The organism is Rothia sp. HMSC069C10, from assembly GCF_001812205.1.
Taxonomy (GTDB): Bacteria; Actinomycetota; Actinomycetes; order Actinomycetales; family Micrococcaceae; genus Rothia; species Rothia mucilaginosa.
On record NZ_KV808305.1, the window covers coordinates 291,898 to 306,902 of the forward strand.

The window sequence follows — 15,005 nt, forward strand, 5'->3', positions numbered from 1 at the left end:
GTGGCTTAGCGTGGGTTGCTTAGCGTGGGTGTTTAGCGTGGGTGTTTAGCGTGCCGAGAAAATCTCGGATGCCTCCACAATCGCAATCTGCGCGGTGCGGGTAGAGATTGCTTCGTGGCGGCGTGCATCCGCACGGCGCTTGAAGAACCAACCAATACCCAGAATCGCGAACCAGACGGGCATCGCGAGCAGACCCCTGAGGGTTTCTTCATCCATGGCCAGCACACCGATGGTGAAGGCGAAGAACACCAGCGACAGCCACGCGGAGAAACGGCCGCCGGGCAGACGGAACTTCGACTTCTCGTGACGTGACGGGAACTTCTTGCGGTACATCAGGTAGCTGACCATAATCATCGCCCACGCAAAAATCACGAGTACCGCAGCCACGGTGGTGACCAGGTTGAACGCGCTAGAGATTGAGTCACCCGCGTAGAGCAGCACGATGGAGGACAGCAGCATCACGGCGGAGAGGAACAGCGCGTTACGCGGCACACCGTTCTTAGAGATCTTGCCCAGGAACTGCGGGGCGCTGCGCTCGCGCGCCAGGCCGAATGCCATGCGCGAGGTGGAGAAGATACCGGAGTTCGCCGAGGAGGTTGCGCTGGTAATCACCACAAAGTTGATGATGTGCGCGGCGATGCCCAGGCCCGCCAGGGTGAACATGGCGACGAAGGGGCTCTTATCGGGGCTGACGAGGCGCCAGGGGGTAACCATCAGGATGGTGACGAGCGCGCCCACGTAGAAGACCATAATACGTACCGGCACGGCGTTGATTGCCCTGGGCAGGGTCTTTTCGGGGTCCTGGGTTTCTGCGGCGGTGGTACCGACAAGCTCGGAGCCCATGAACGCGAAGACGGCAATCTGGAACGCGCCGAGGAAGCCAATCAGGTGGTTGGGGAACATACCGCCGTCGTTCCAGAGGTTGGCGACGGACGCCTGCGCGCCACTGGGTGAGGTGAAGCCGATAGCGACCATGCCGCCACCAACGATAATCAGGGCGACGATGGCGACAATCTTAATCATGGAGAACCAGAATTCGATTTCGCCGAAGTTCTTCACGGACACCAGGTTCAGGGTCAGCAGAACGCCGATGACGACGAGCGCCGGGATCCAGGCTTGCAGGTCGGGCCACCACAGACGCAGGTAGCCAACAATTGCGATGATGTCCGCGACGGCGGTGACCACCCACATGAACCAGTAGGACCAGCCGAGGAAGAACCCGGCCATGGGGCCGACGAGGTCGGTGGTGAAGTCGGAGAAGGACTTGTACCTCAGGTTGGAGAGCAGAATCTCGCCCATAGCTCGCAGCACCAGGAAGATGACGGCGCCGATGAGCATATACACGAAAATCACGGAGGGGCCCGCCAGGGAGATGGCGCGACCGGAGCCCATGAACAGGCCGGTGCCGATGGCACCGCCGATGGCGATGAGCTGGATGTGGCGGTTGCTTAGACCGCGGTGTAGTCGCTCTCCCTGCTCGGGAGCTTTAGGATTCAGGCTGACGTTGTTCTGTTCAGTCACGACGTCCTCTTTTCAGCGGTTGTACCCCGTACCGCATGTGCCGTTACTGGAATAAGAATCGCTAGATCGCAGCAGGCACGGTCACTGTATGAATATGCGGCCATTAGCTTGCGGGGCGTCCCCGGATTTCGGGGCGAGGCTGGGTCTCTATCAAATACCGCGCGGCATTCGGAAGTGTCACGCTATCGATTGACGCGGAGTTTTTCTGAGAGCTCTCACAGCTACTTGGATAGTTATTCTACAGGTGTTAAGTGCAAGAAAACAGGATTTACGGCAAAAATGTGACCTGTTTCTATTATTCACGTCATATCAAGCGGTGTAAAAAATGCCGCCTCGAACGTAAACAGGCAAGCACGAGGGCACGCGAAAGCCCCGCCTCCGCATCTCAAAGAATGCAGAAACGGGGCTTACACACAGCACTACCGGAGCGCCACAGAAAGAACAGAAACTACTTCTGACCAGCCTTGTCAGCAGCGTTTTCAACAGCCAGCGCACGAGCACGCTTCGCCGCGTGGCGGCGGGTCAGAATCTCGTAGCCAATAGCCAGAGCGATAAACCAGATGGGGGTCAGCGCCAGGCCGATTGCGGTGTCCGGGTACAGGCTCAGGGCGTAGACCATGACGGCGAAGAAGACCAGACCAAACCAGCTCATGCCAATACCCCAGGGCATCTTGTACGCGGACGCCTCGTGGCGCTCCGGGAACTTCTTGCGGTACACCAGGTACGCAATCAGGATCATGCTCCAGGTGAAGATACCCATCATCGACGCCACGGAGGTCACCACGGTGAACGCCTCCATGATGCCGCTACCGGCATACAACATGACCAGGCTAAACAGCAGCATCACGGTGGTCAGGTACAGGGCGTTAGCGGGCACACCGTTCTTGGTGAGCTTACCCAGCGCGGAGGGTGCGGCACCGTCGTGTGCCAGACCGTAGACCATGCGGGAGGTCGAGAAAATACCGGAGTTCGCCGAGGACGCCGCGGAGGTCAGCACCACAAAGTTCACCAGGGAGGCGGCAACAGCAATGCCCGCCAGGGAGAACATGCCCACGAAGGGGCTCATGGACTTATCCAGCTTGTCCCAGGGGGTGACGGCGAGGATGGTCAGCAGCGGCAGCGCGTAGAAGAGGCCAATGCGGAAGGGTACCGCGTTAATTGCCTTGGGCAGGGTGCGTTCAGGGTGTTCGGTTTCCGCCACGGCGGTACCGACCAGCTCAGCACCCACGAAGGCAAAGAGCGCAATCTGGAAGGCACCCAGGAAGCCCGTCAGGCCCTGGGTAAAGATACCGCTACCGGAGGGGCCGGGGTGATCCCAGAGGTTTGCCACAGAGGCGACGGTACCGTCGGGCGCGGTGAAGCTGAAGGCAACCATGAGCGCACCAACAATAATGAGGGCGACAATCGCGACGATTTTAATGACTGCGAACCAGAATTCGATTTCACCGAAGTTCTTCACCGAGGGCAGGTTCAGCAACAGCAGAGCCACGATAACGGTCAGCGCCGGGATGAAGGCTGGGATTTCCGGCCACCAGTATTTGATGTAGCCGGTAATGGCAATGACGTCCGCGATACCTGTGACGACCCAGAAGAACCAGTACGACCAGCCGACGAAGAAGCCGGCGCGCAGACCGAGGATGTCGGTGATGAAGTCGGTGAAGGACTTGTACTTGGGGTTGGAGAGCAGAATCTCGCCCATGGCGCGCAGAACAAAGTAGATGACGCTACCGATAATGGCGTAAACAAAGACGATGGAGGGGCCGGTCAGGGCGATGGTCTTTGCTGAGCCGAGGAAAAGGCCGGTGCCGATGGCGCCGCCAATAGCGATCAGCTGGATGTGTCGGTAGCTTAGTCCGCGCTGAAGCTTGGAGTGCTCAGCTTCGGAGTCTAGGCCGGTGACGGAGTTGTGCTGCATTGGCTGCTGTGTCACGTATTTCTCTTTCCTGCGTCGATTCGCCCTAAATTTCACTCGGGGGCGAGTCCGGGTGGTTGGTATTCATGCATAATTCTTAGCGGCGTGTATGGGGGAGAAATTCCCGCATCCATAGCTTGCGCGGTGGACTTGGGCTTGTGGGCTCCGATTTCGCGGGGCTTCCGATTTCTTGCATCGCCGATAAAGGGTTATGCAGAGAACGCATAATTTCAAATTTTACCCCCTCATACCCACACAAGTACAAGGAATACAACATCACCAGATTTTTGAGACGGGCGAGCCTGTGGCACCCCTCACCCTCCACTCGGAACACGCCCCGCACCGCCCTTAGATCGCGCCCCTTCCCTGCACGCTCCTGCCGGGTTTTCAAAAATATTTAGAAACTTTACGTGTAAAACTTTACATAGCGAGAAACCGGGTCTAGAGTAGAAACCGTTCAACAAAAACCTAACCAACCAACTACAGAACAGAAGGACACAACAATGGGCAAGTTCTCCAACGCAGCACTGCGACTCACCGCTGGCGCACTCATCCTCGACGCAGGCGTCAAGAAGCTCAAGGCAGACGAAGGCACCTACGCCTTCCTGCAGCAGATGGCGGCAACCGGTGTTCCCGCAGTCTCCAAGCTGGACGCAGCAACCTTCGGTAAGCTCATCGCCGGCGCAGAGACCGCACTCGGCGCAACCCTGCTGACCCCCTTCATTCCCGCACGCCTGGCGGGTGCAGGCCTGACCGCATTCGCAGCAAACCTGATGACCATGTACTTCCGCAACCCGGACATGCACGACGCAACCTTCCGCCCCACCCAGGACGGCCAGCAGCTCGCAAACAACATCGTGCTGCTCGGCGCGGGCCTGGCACTGCTGGGCTCCAAGAAGTAATCCCCACAAGCTAACTCACTCAACAACCTCACGAAAGTGCGGCGGGAACCAAGACTGTTCCCGCCGCACTTTTGTGTGCCTGCTGAAGTTCTATGCGCACCGAATTTCTATGCGCGCCGATTTTCTATGCCTCGCAGACCGCGCACGCTCCCTACCCCGCGCCCGATTAGCTCAGCGTCACGCCAGCCCCGCGCACCACGAAACCGCACGGTGTAGCGGCGCTACGCTATTCTTTTAGGTATGTCTACTGAGAACACGCAGCCTAGCCAGGCACCCGAATCCACCGAAGAAAAGGCCAAGAAGCCGGTTCCCGAGGAATTCTTCCGCCAGCCCTACTCCTTCGTCCGCCGCGGCGACCGCCTCACCGCGCGCCGTCAGAAGGCGTGGGACACCTACTCCCCCACCCACGTGCTGGACATTCCGCGCCTGCGCACCGACACCTCCGTCGCACCCGAGGCGACCTTCGACCCGGTGAAGATTTACGGCCGTGAGGCGTACCAGGTCGTCGAGATCGGTTCCGGTCTGGGCGAGGCAATTGTGCACCGCGCTGCTGAGGTGCCCGAGGCGAACTTCCTCGCCGTTGAGGTGTACACCCCCGGCATCGCGGACCTGCTGCTAAAGATGGGCAACGCCGGCGTGGAGAACGTGCGTGTGGCTCAGGCGAACGCACCCGAACTGCTCGACAACATGCTTGAGGAGAACTCCGTGGACGAGCTGTGGGTGTTCTTCCCGGACCCCTGGCACAAGTCCCGCCACCACAAGCGCCGCCTGGTGTCCCCGGCGTTCGCTGATAAGGTTGCGCGCGTGCTCAAGCCCGGCGGCATTTGGCGTCTGGCGACTGACTGGGAGGAGTACGCCCTGGTCATGCGTGAGGTTCTGGAGGCTCACCCCGACTTTGAGAACATGAACCCGGGCGCCGGTGCGACCGAGGAGGATCCGCTGGGTGGTTGGGCTCCGCGTTGGGAGGGTCGTACCCTCACCAGCTTTGAGCGTAAGGCTCAGGAGGCGGGCCGCCGCGCGCACGATCTGACCTACCGCCGCAAGTAAGCAAGGCAACGCCAGTTACCGCCAGGTGGTTTCCCTCCAGCGCGCAAAGTGCATACGTTAAAGCAGGTGAGGCTCCCCGTTCGTTCGGGGAGCCTCACCTCCTTGTGTGTGGGTCCAAGTGCGGGCGGGGGTCTACCCTACCTCGCTCGCACAACGCTAAGACGCACAAGCCTATACGGGCGGCTGACCAGCTCAAATGAACTAGAAGCGAGCTAGAACAGCCGAGCCGTTTATCCAAGTGTAGCGGGTTTAGCTGGTTTAGCGCTGCGGCTTCGCGTCATCCGCCGTAGCCGACTGGTGACGCTGACGGTACAGCACCACAGCCGAAGAACGCTGACGAGGCGCCGGGCGGGTACCGCGGGCAATATGCACCACGTCGCCGCTGGTACCGGCGGCGAACACGCGCTCCGCCAAGCCCAGCTTCACCTTCCCATCCTCAACCTGACGCTGCAGCGCCGCAATCTGCTCCTGCTGCTCCTCCACGAGGGACTCCAGCTCAATAATGCGGCGAATACCCTCTAGGGAGACGCCCTCCTGCGAGAGCTGCTGAATCTGCTGCAGACGGTTCACGTCACGCTGCGAATAGCGGCGCGCCTTACCGGGCGCACGCGAAGGCTGGACCAGGCCGATGCGGTCGTACTGGCGTAGGGTCTGCGGGTGCATGCCCGCCAGTTCAGCCGCCACAGAAATCACGAAAACCGGCAGGTCCACGCTGTGCAACGGCTTGCCGCTACGGGACTTAGATGATGATTCTCGAGATGCCATGGTTTACTTCGCCTTCTTCAACAGATCCTTACGCGGGTTCTCTTGCGGTGCCAGTTTTACGAACTTATCGAATGCTTCCTGCGCCTCTGCGCTCAGCTCGGTGGGCAGAACAATTTCGGGGATGACCAGCAGGTCGCCGTCGCCGCCCTTAGCCTTGAAGCCGCGGCCCTTGGCGCGCAGTCGGCGGCCGACCTGGCCGGGGGCCAGGCGCAGCTTCACGGTGGATGCGTCGGGCAGGGGCACCTCAATCACTGCGCCGTCGACAGCCTCGGCGAGGGTGACGGGCGCACGCATAATCAGGTTGTTGCCCTCGCGCGAGTACACGGAGTCATCGGAAACGCGCACGGTGACCTTCAGGTCGCCGCCGTGCAGGCCCTTGCCGCGCAGGCGGACCTTCTGGCCGTCCTTAATGCCTGCGGGGATGCGTGCCTCGGTGTGGGAGCCGTCCGGCAGGAACACGGTCACGGTCGCACCGGTGTATGCCTGAGCGAGGCTGATGCGGGTGCTGGTGCTGCTCTCTTCGGGGGCTGCGTGCTGTGCACCGCCGAAGCCGCCGCCACCCATGCCGCCGAAGTCGGCGCTGGTGAAACCTGCGGAGCGTCGGGAACCGCCAGCGCTACCACCGAAGAGGCCGCCGAGCAGGTCGTCAATGTTGATGCCTGCGCCGCCGCTGCTGAAGCCGCCGAATGCGTCCGCGCCGGGGTAGCCGGTGTAGCTACCACCGCCGAAACCGCCACCGCCGAAGCCGCCCATGCCAGATGCGCCGTAGCGGCGAATCTGGTCGTACTCTTCGCGCTGCTTCTTGTCGGAGAGCACGTCGTATGCTTCCGAGATTTCCTTGAACTTCTTCTCTGCTGCGGCGTCACCGGGGTTCAGGTCCGGGTGGTACTTGCGGGAGAGCTTGCGGTACGCCTTCTTGATGTCACTTTCGCTTGCGTCTTCGCTGACACCCAGTGCCTTATAAAAGTCGTCGGTTAGCCAGTTTTCACTTGCCATGTTGTGTTTCTCCTTCTGCGGTGATGCGCCGCCCTCCTCGGTTACGGGACGGCTTGCAGGGGCACCGCGTGCTTGTCTTAATGCTCTATATAAAAGTTTAGTCTACTTGACTCAATTTTGAAAGGGTTGAGCCCAAAAAATTGCGCCCCTACAAGCCTTTTAACCGCAGCCACAGCCCGCCGGAACCCGCGCCAACACCAGGCAGAACAGCTAGGCAAACAACAGGGCGGGCACTCCCCACCAGGGAGAGCACCCGCCCGTCGTTAGTTATTCAGCCATTGCTGAGCCGACCACCTTACGGTGCGACAGCCACAGCCACCTGAGCGGTACGAACCACACGGTCGTTCACGCGGTAGCCGTAACGCAGAACCATGGAGACATGATCCTCGGCCACCTCGTCGGTGGGCTGCTGCAGTACAGCTTCATGGATGTTCGGGTCGAAGGCGTCGCCTACTTCACCGAAGCGCTCCACGCCCTGCTTGCTGAGCAGCTCTTCGAGCTTCGCAGCGATGGAGGCGAAGGGGCCGTCCTGCAGGTCGCCGTGCTTGCGTGCGGCGTCGATGTCGTCGAGCACCGGCAACAGTGCGCCGACCAGGTCACCGATTACGAAGTTTCGCAGCTGCTCCTTTTCGCGGGCGGTGCGGTTCTTGTAGTTGGTGAACTCTGCCTGCAGGCGAAGCAGGGAGTCCAGGCGCTCTGCGGCGAGTGCCGCATCCGCAGATTCTGCTTCTACGGCGTCCTGGAGCTCAGCCTCGACGGCTTCCGCAGCTTCTTCGGCGGTTTCGACCGATTCAGCTTCGGGGTGGCCTTCCGCTGCGGGGGCATTGAATGCCTCCTCCAGCGGGTCGGGGGTGGTGTTTTCCTGCTCAGCCATGATTACTTCTTCTCGTCTTCGTCGATAACCTCGGCGTCGACAACGTCCTCATCAGCGGCGGGCTTGGACTCGGATGCCTCAGCCTGTGCTGCTGCGTAGAGTGCCTCGCCCAGCTTGGACTGGGATGCCTGCAGCTTCTCGAATGCGGACTTCACTGCTGCGTCGTCGTCGCCCTCGAGTGCCTTCTTCAGCTCGTCGACATCGCCCTGAACCTCGGTCTTGACGTCCTCGGGCAGCTTGTCGCCGTTCTCCTTCAGGAGCTTCTCGACGGAGTATGCGAGGGACTCAGCTGCGTTGCGGGTGTCAGCAGCCTCGCGGCGTGCCTTGTCCTGCTCAGCGTGTGCCTCTGCGTCCTTGACCATGCGGTCGATGTCGTCCTTGGAGAGGGAGGTGCCGCCGGTGATGGTCATGGACTGCTCAACACCGGTGCCCTTGTCCTTTGCGGAGACGTGGACGATGCCGTTTGCGTCGATGTCGAAGGTGACCTCAATCTGGGGCACGCCACGGGGTGCGGGGGCGATGCCGGTCAGCTCGAAGGTACCCAGGTTCTTGTTGTCGCGAGTGAACTCACGCTCACCCTGGAAGACCTGAATGGTCACGGAGGGCTGGTTGTCCTCTGCGGTGGTGAAGGTCTCGGAACGCTTGGTCGGGATTGCGGTGTTGCGCTCGATCAGCTTGGTCATCACGCCGCCCTTGGTCTCGATACCGAGGGAGAGGGGGGTGACGTCGATCAGCAGAACGTCCTTACGGTCGCCCTTCAGAACGCCTGCCTGCAGTGCTGCACCCATTGCCACGACCTCGTCGGGGTTCACGCCCTTGTTGGGCTCGCGGCCGGTGAGCTCCTTGACGAGCTCAGCGACGGCGGGCATACGGGTGGAGCCACCGACCAGAACGACCTCGGAAATCTCGGAGATGGTTACGCCAGCTTCCTTGATTACGTCGAGCACGGGCTTCTTGGTGCGCTCGAGCAGGTCGCGGGTCAGTTCCTCGAACTTTGCGCGGGTCAGCTTCTCATCCAGGTGGATGGGGCCCTCGGGGGTGACGGACAGGTACTGCAGGGAGATGTTGGTGCTGGTTGCGCTGGACAGTTCCTTCTTAGCCTGCTCAGCTGCTTCCTGCAGACGCTGCAGCGCGATCTTGTCCTTGGACAGGTCTGCGCCGGTGTTTGCCTTCACCTGTGCGAGCAGCCACTCGACTACGCGCTGGTCCCAGTCGTCGCCACCGAGGCGGTTGTCACCGCTGGTTGCGCGAACCTGGATGGTGGAGAAGCCATCGTCGTCCTTGCCGACTTCCAGCAGAGAGACGTCGAAGGTACCGCCACCGAGGTCGAAGACCAGGATGAGCTCGTCTTCCTTACCCTTGTCCAGGCCGTATGCGAGTGCTGCGGCGGTGGGCTCGTTGACGATACGCAGGACGTTCAGGCCTGCAATCTCGCCGGCTTCCTTGGTTGCCTGACGCTCAGCGTCGTTGAAGTATGCCGGGACGGTGATGACAGCGTCGGTGACGGTGTCGTTCAGGAATGCCTCTGCGTCGCCCTTCAGCTTCATGAGGATACGAGCGGAGATTTCCTGCGGGGTGTACTTCTTGCCGTCGATCTCGGTGGTCCAGTCAGTGCCCATGTGGCGCTTGACGGAGGAGATGGTGCGGTCGACGTTGGTCACTGCCTGACGCTTTGCAACGCTACCGACCAGAACCTCGCCGTCCTTGGAGAATGCGACGACGGAGGGGGTGGTGCGGGTGCCCTCTGCGTTAGCGATGACGACCGGGTCGCCACCTTCCAGTGCTGCTACGACCGAGTTGGTGGTACCGAGGTCAATACCTACTGCACGTGCCATATGTTTATTCACTCCTTAGGTGTTAGTGCCCCGCTTCTTCTAATGCGAGGCGGGATAGTTTGAAAGTTTTGGAGGCGGTCGGTGCTGTGCGTGCCGCCCCGTGTGGGGTGGTCTGCGCGGCTTCCTTGAGCCTCATGTACTCAAGTATGCATCCTCTCGGAGGGGCTGTCAATAGAGTTGAGCGAACTTTACTCAACTTTTTTTCGCGGAGGTGTGTGAGGGGCAGATTTTTTGGGGGTTCTGCCGGGGTGTTTTTGCAGGTGATTTTGAGGCGGCGGCGAGGCGCGAATGGGCGGTTTTGCCGCGAAATTCCGCGGTTTTTGGGTGGCGCTAGGGTGTGGCGAGGCGATTCAGCGCACGGCGGACATGGGCGGGCTAACTGGGCGAAAAATTTTTTAAAAAAATTAAAAAAAGGGGCGAAAAACCTAAAAATGAGGGTGTGAGAGGTGCCGGAAGGTGGTCTGAGGGCACCTTATATAGGGTGTGCGAGGCGATTTTTAGGCGCGATTTTTAGGCCTGGAGGCTAGGCCTCTAGCAGCGTTGTTAGGGGTGCGCTTCGTGTAGGCGCCTCAACTACGAACGCCCGTCTGAGATCTTAGAGGTTCACTCCTCTTATATATAGAGGATCTGCTTATGAGCTCCATCGCTCATCTTATAGAGGCATCTCCGCTTGTCCGACTCGTAATCCCCTAACCTTCACCTATGGCTTGAGGCTACCCTCCTGCCGTATCCTGGTTACGACCATATCCTCTCAAAGTAGACAGGAGACCCCATGTCAGAGCAAGACAATTCACCGGAGACAAACACAGATTCTCCCAAATCACCATCAACTCCAGAAAAAAGATTTTCAATATCTAAAATTATAGAAAATATCATATTATTTGCATCTGGAATCATTTTTATCACCTCCCTTTTCTCAAAAGATAAAAATTTCAAAAAAGAATCAATAAAAACCAACACCCAAAAAAGCAAGCAAGATACCTTGCTTCAAAACAAAAAAGAAGATAAAAAATCACCTCATCCATGTACTTATATATCAAAAATTATGATTTCACTACGGGGGCTAATTGCCAGTCTATTCGAGACAATAAACAAAAAGAAAACTCTAGAGATGTCCAAGAAATTATCAATGAGAATAGTTTTTGCAGCATTTATGGCAATCCTCGTATTCCTCGCCTCTCTATTTTTTACAACTCACTGGGGGGAAGCAACTAATGCAACGACATCAGTGCTAGAATTTCTGTTCCCTAACGACAATCCAGTGAAAATTTCATTATCACTAGCGGCAACAACCTTCCTCCTCTTTCTCTTTACTAAAATAATTGTTGCAAAGTTACAAAAATATATATCTAATCTAACTAGTAAGTATTTCATATTCACTCTAGCAGTACTTGCACTTCTTGGCGGAGCGGCCGCTCTAATAATACCGAGCTATACAAATTTATTTAGGGAGTCCGGATATACCAGCCCGCTACAAGATAGCACCAAAGAAAATCCAGAAAAGGCGCAGAATAATCCCACTCCTACAGCCTCGCCTACTGGCAATAAGGCTGCAGAGGTAGAGCAAAAATCGACTTCCGATTTAAGACTTCACCTTCTGTATATCACAGGTGGTATTATTGCAATTCTTGGCTTAATCGAAACAAATCGAAAAAATAGCCAGGATCATATTCGTCAGATTCATGCAGATCGCCGTGACCGCTATATTGAAGCTGTTGATAAACTATCGAGCGATAATGCACCGGTACGCCTTGGTGGAGTCTACGCTCTTGTTGGTCTTGTCGATGAGTGGTTAGATGACGATAACATCAATGAAGAAATTCGGCTCAAGGAGGGGCAGGTTATTGTCAATAATCTTTGCTCCTACATTCGTTCTCCTTTCGCACATATAGATCCGGTAGAGGAGTATGAAGCTCGCCAAGAATTGAAAAAACTTGAGAATAAGGAATCTAGCCGTCGCAGCGTAGAAGAACAGCAAAAATTCAAGCTTCTTCATCATCGTTTTAATGCTTCTGCCAAGTACAAGAAGCCTAGAAATATCACAGATCTCCAAGCCAAAGTTCTCGAAGAACAAAGTATACGCCGAACCATTTTTGTTGAAATGAGCAAACGTAGCAGTACTCTCTCTAGAGGCAAAAAAAATACAAATCCAGGCCCTTGGAGTAACTTCGATTTTGACTTTAGCCAAGCTCAAATTTTTTATCCTCTCAGCGATATAACAATCGAGAAAGCTAATTTCATTGCATCAAAATTCTACGGCAAGGCAGATTTTAGAAATACAATATTTCCTCAGGATCAAAATTTTAGTAGAGCAATATTTAATGAGACTCCAATCATAAATGAAATACGTTTTGCAAAAATTGTAAACTTGAGCGGCGCAGTATTCAGAGAAGAGATGCGCCTAACCGATATGAACTTTAGGCAAAAAATTAATTTCAGTGGAGCAATATTTGAAAAAGATTTACTTATTTGGGGTACAGAATTTCATCAGGATGCCCTATTTAAAGAAACGATATTTAAGGGAAGTTGCTATTTTAATAGAACAAATTTCAAAGGTGCAGCAAAATTCACTCGAGCAAAATTTAAGGGTGTAGCAAACTTCACCCATGCAGTTTTTGAAGGCCCCACAGATTTCAGTGAAGTTATTTTTTATTATGCCCGCTCAAGGAGATTCGCAGAAATTAGAAAAACCCTCCCCTCAGCGAAATTTCCAGCAAAATTTTATGGGGCAACTTTCAATAAAGATACATACTTCATAAAAACGCGTTTTGAAGAAGGGGCAGAATTTATCAAAGCAATTTTTAAAAAAAGCGTGGACTTTACCGATGCATATTTTGCCGAGGAGGTATTATTCTCTCAAGGTTCTGAAAAGAACGGTGCCGCAAAATTCTCCGTCAATGTTGCATCTGACGCATACGAGTTCAAACATGATTCTTTTTCTCATAAAATAGTTTTAGGAAAGGCTACACTTTACGGTAATACTTTTGAAATTCCTCTTGATACGGTACTTTTCAATCCCGATTCAGACGATATAAGTGATCCCGCGAAGTGAATATAAGAATCTGAAAAAGAAGGAAAGTCCTCCTTTAAATAAAGCTCATTCATAGAGACCCCCCCCGTCTGCACACCTCGTGCAGGCGGGGCTTCTTCTTTGCCCAGCGCGAGCGCGCCAGGGTGGGGCTCTCCCCTATGCTGGTTATAAGCTAGCACCGGAGCAGGAAGGGCACACCGTCATGAACCTCAACAAACTCCTCACAGCGCTGCGGCAACGCAAAAACACCCCGGCGCGCAACCAGCAGGCCGGGCGGCACGAACGCTACACTCACGCCCTCGAACAATTCCTCGACGGACAACCCGCCGTACGCCTCGGCGGGGCGTACACGCTCGTAAACCTTGCAGACGAATGGCTCACCGATACCTCCCTGCCCGAGCAGGTGTGCCGCGAAGAAGCCCAAGCTATTATCGACGCGCTGACCGAGTGCATCCGCACGCCCTACCCCCTCGCACAGAAACGGCAGATCCTAGAAGCAGACGAGGCCCCCGAAGGGTACGCAGGCGACTTTACGCACGATCAGGAAGCACTACGCGAAGAGCAGCTAGTACGCCGCACAGTCTTCATGGAGCTCAGCCGCCGCCTCGCCTCAATCACCGAGAGCGCCGAGAAAGACAACAGGGAAAGCCAGCACTCGGTGCCGCCAATATCGCCCATGTGGGCTGACCTGCGCTTCGACTTTGGTGGCGCACCCATCTTCTACCCGCTGGGGCAGCTGCACTTTCAGAACGCCGATTTTGCCTCCGCGACCTTCTACGGCCCGGCGGATTTCTCCGGTGCTACCTTCCACGGTGACACCAGCTTCTCGGCGGCGCAGTTCACGGCCGACGCATCCTTCCATGGCGCGAACTTCAACGACTGGGTGGGGTTCAGCGCCGCCCACTTCGCAGGCGCGGCTAAGTTCAGCGGGGCACGCTTTGCGGATACCGCAAGCTTCGCAACCGTAACCTTCACCGGCACGGTCAACTTCTCAGACGCGGTCTTTTCAGCTACGGCTGACTTCGCGGTAGCCTCCTTCGAGTCCGACGCCGACTTTTCACGCTTGAACACCGCGGGCATAGCGAGCTTCGCGGCGGTCACCTTCGGCGGAGAGGCAATATTTACCGCCTCCACGTTCCACGATGAAGCACACTTCGCCGCCTCGGTCTTCAACCGCCCGGCGGTGTTCTCCAAGTCGCTGTTCGGCGGGGCCGCGCGCTTTGCCGGTGTAGTCACCAAGCAGTCCGCGATGTTCAGCAACGTACGCTTTGCGAGCGCGGCGGACTTTAGCGGGGCGTCGTTCACGCAGTACGAGGATTTTGGTGGGGCGCGGTTCGACGGCGATGTCACGTTCAGCCGGTCGTCGTTTATTGCGCTGCCGAGGACGATCTATGAGATGGACTTCCCGCAGTACGCGAACTTCGGTAACGCGGCATTTGCGCAGGATGCCGACTTTAGTGAGGCGACGTTCACGGCGAGTGTCGGCTTCGGTGGGGTGACGTTCGCTCGGGCGGTGAGCTTCAACGGGGCGAGCTTTGAGGGTGCCTACTTCGCGGATGCGACGTTCGGTCAGGGCGCGGACTTTACCTGTTCGACGTTCAACTATAGTGCGAGCTTCGCGAATGCGACCTTCAACGCTAATGCGGAGTTCCACGAGGCTTCTTTTAGAGGGCACGCGGACTTCCGCGACGTTACGTTTGCGGCAGATGTGAGGTTTAGCGGTGCAACCTTTGGTGGTAATGCGGGGTTCTGCAGGGCGTCGTTCGGCGGTAATGCGAGCTTCTTCAGGACGGATTTTGCGGGGACTACAGAGTTCCGTGAGGCTGTCTTTGAGGGGTATGCCGGGTTCAGCACGGCGGCTTTCAGCGCTGATGCCAACTTCAGCGGGGTTGCGTTTGAGCAGCTCGCTTGGTTCGCTGATGCAGCCTTCGAGGCAGGCGCGGAGTTCGTGGAGGCAACCTTTATGGGTGTTGCAGATTTCTGCAATGTGTCTTTCGTGAAGACCCCGCCGGTCTTCGCTGTTGAGGATGCTGACTCGGGCGAGATGCGCCGGGCTCGGTTCGCTGCCCTGTCTACCGCTTCGGAAGCTGCTGGTCAGGAGGCGCATAACTTCGCGGTGTAC

The 15,005-nt window shown here is 56.9% G+C and carries 10 protein-coding genes; 4 read left to right on the top strand and 6 right to left on the bottom strand.

Features of this window, described 5'->3' with window-relative positions; genetic code table 11:
* Positions 1-45: 45 nt before the first annotated feature.
* Both HMPREF2842_RS08455 and HMPREF2842_RS08460 read right to left on the bottom strand, forming a co-directional pair.
* Positions 46-1,521, bottom strand: a complete 1,476-nt coding sequence (locus tag HMPREF2842_RS08455; RefSeq protein WP_049350024.1) for an amino acid permease — start codon at positions 1,519-1,521, stop codon at positions 46-48.
* 448 nt (positions 1,522-1,969) lie between these two features.
* Complete coding sequence (locus HMPREF2842_RS08460; RefSeq protein ID WP_070644216.1) at positions 1,970-3,436, bottom strand: amino acid permease; 1,467 nt, start codon at positions 3,434-3,436, stop codon at positions 1,970-1,972.
* Positions 3,437-3,936: 500 nt separating this feature from the next.
* Here HMPREF2842_RS08460 and HMPREF2842_RS08465 point away from each other — a divergent pair, with 500 nt between their 5' ends.
* Entirely contained in the window at positions 3,937-4,335 is a 399-nt protein-coding gene (locus HMPREF2842_RS08465; protein WP_070644220.1) for a hypothetical protein, read from the top strand.
* Between the two features lie 240 nt (positions 4,336-4,575).
* Positions 4,576-5,382 carry a tRNA (guanosine(46)-N7)-methyltransferase TrmB gene (trmB, locus tag HMPREF2842_RS08470; protein WP_070644223.1) on the top strand — a complete coding sequence of 269 codons (807 nt, stop codon included), beginning with the start codon at positions 4,576-4,578 and terminating at the stop codon, positions 5,380-5,382.
* Between the two features lie 258 nt (positions 5,383-5,640).
* Here trmB and HMPREF2842_RS08475 read toward each other — a convergent pair whose 3' ends face one another.
* From HMPREF2842_RS08475 to dnaK, 4 genes are all read right to left on the bottom strand, one after another.
* The gene (locus HMPREF2842_RS08475; protein ID WP_070644225.1) at positions 5,641-6,147 is read right to left on the bottom strand and encodes a heat shock protein transcriptional repressor HspR; all 507 of its coding nucleotides are present in this window, start codon (positions 6,145-6,147) and stop codon (positions 5,641-5,643) included.
* A 3-nt stretch (positions 6,148-6,150) separates the two neighbouring features.
* On the bottom strand, positions 6,151-7,143 hold the full coding sequence (locus HMPREF2842_RS08480; RefSeq protein WP_049341459.1) for a DnaJ domain-containing protein: 993 nt from the start codon (positions 7,141-7,143) through the stop codon (positions 6,151-6,153).
* Positions 7,144-7,438: 295 nt separating this feature from the next.
* Positions 7,439-8,017, bottom strand: coding sequence for a nucleotide exchange factor GrpE (locus HMPREF2842_RS08485; protein WP_070644228.1), 579 nt, complete (start codon positions 8,015-8,017; stop codon positions 7,439-7,441).
* Positions 8,018-8,019: 2 nt separating this feature from the next.
* A complete protein-coding gene (gene dnaK, locus HMPREF2842_RS08490) occupies positions 8,020-9,852 on the bottom strand; it encodes a molecular chaperone DnaK (RefSeq protein ID WP_070644231.1) in 1,833 nt (610 codons plus the stop codon).
* A gap of 772 nt (positions 9,853-10,624) precedes the next feature.
* On the opposite strand from dnaK, the gene HMPREF2842_RS09130 reads away from it, so the two are divergent.
* Positions 10,625-12,904 carry a pentapeptide repeat-containing protein gene (locus tag HMPREF2842_RS09130; RefSeq protein WP_083309229.1) on the top strand — a complete coding sequence of 760 codons (2,280 nt, stop codon included), beginning with the start codon at positions 10,625-10,627 and terminating at the stop codon, positions 12,902-12,904.
* A 181-nt stretch (positions 12,905-13,085) separates the two neighbouring features.
* Positions 13,086-15,005 (top strand): pentapeptide repeat-containing protein (locus HMPREF2842_RS08505; protein ID WP_246823242.1); only part of this gene is annotated, 1,920 nt, incomplete at its 3' end.

Bases quoted from the DNA above. Each gene is read 5' to 3' on its own strand.
- dnaK (WP_070644231.1), bottom strand. From the start codon at position 9,852: ATGGCACGTGCAGTAGGTATTGACCTCGGTACCACCAACTCGGTCGTA.
- HMPREF2842_RS08460 (WP_070644216.1), bottom strand. From the start codon at position 3,436: ATGCAGCACAACTCCGTCACCGGCCTAGACTCCGAAGCTGAGCACTCC.
- HMPREF2842_RS08465 (WP_070644220.1), top strand. From the start codon at position 3,937: ATGGGCAAGTTCTCCAACGCAGCACTGCGACTCACCGCTGGCGCACTC.
- HMPREF2842_RS08485 (WP_070644228.1), bottom strand. From the start codon at position 8,017: ATGGCTGAGCAGGAAAACACCACCCCCGACCCGCTGGAGGAGGCATTC.
- trmB (WP_070644223.1), top strand. From the start codon at position 4,576: ATGTCTACTGAGAACACGCAGCCTAGCCAGGCACCCGAATCCACCGAA.
- HMPREF2842_RS08480 (WP_049341459.1), bottom strand. From the start codon at position 7,143: ATGGCAAGTGAAAACTGGCTAACCGACGACTTTTATAAGGCACTGGGT.
- HMPREF2842_RS09130 (WP_083309229.1), top strand. From the start codon at position 10,625: ATGTCAGAGCAAGACAATTCACCGGAGACAAACACAGATTCTCCCAAA.
- HMPREF2842_RS08475 (WP_070644225.1), bottom strand. From the start codon at position 6,147: ATGGCATCTCGAGAATCATCATCTAAGTCCCGTAGCGGCAAGCCGTTG.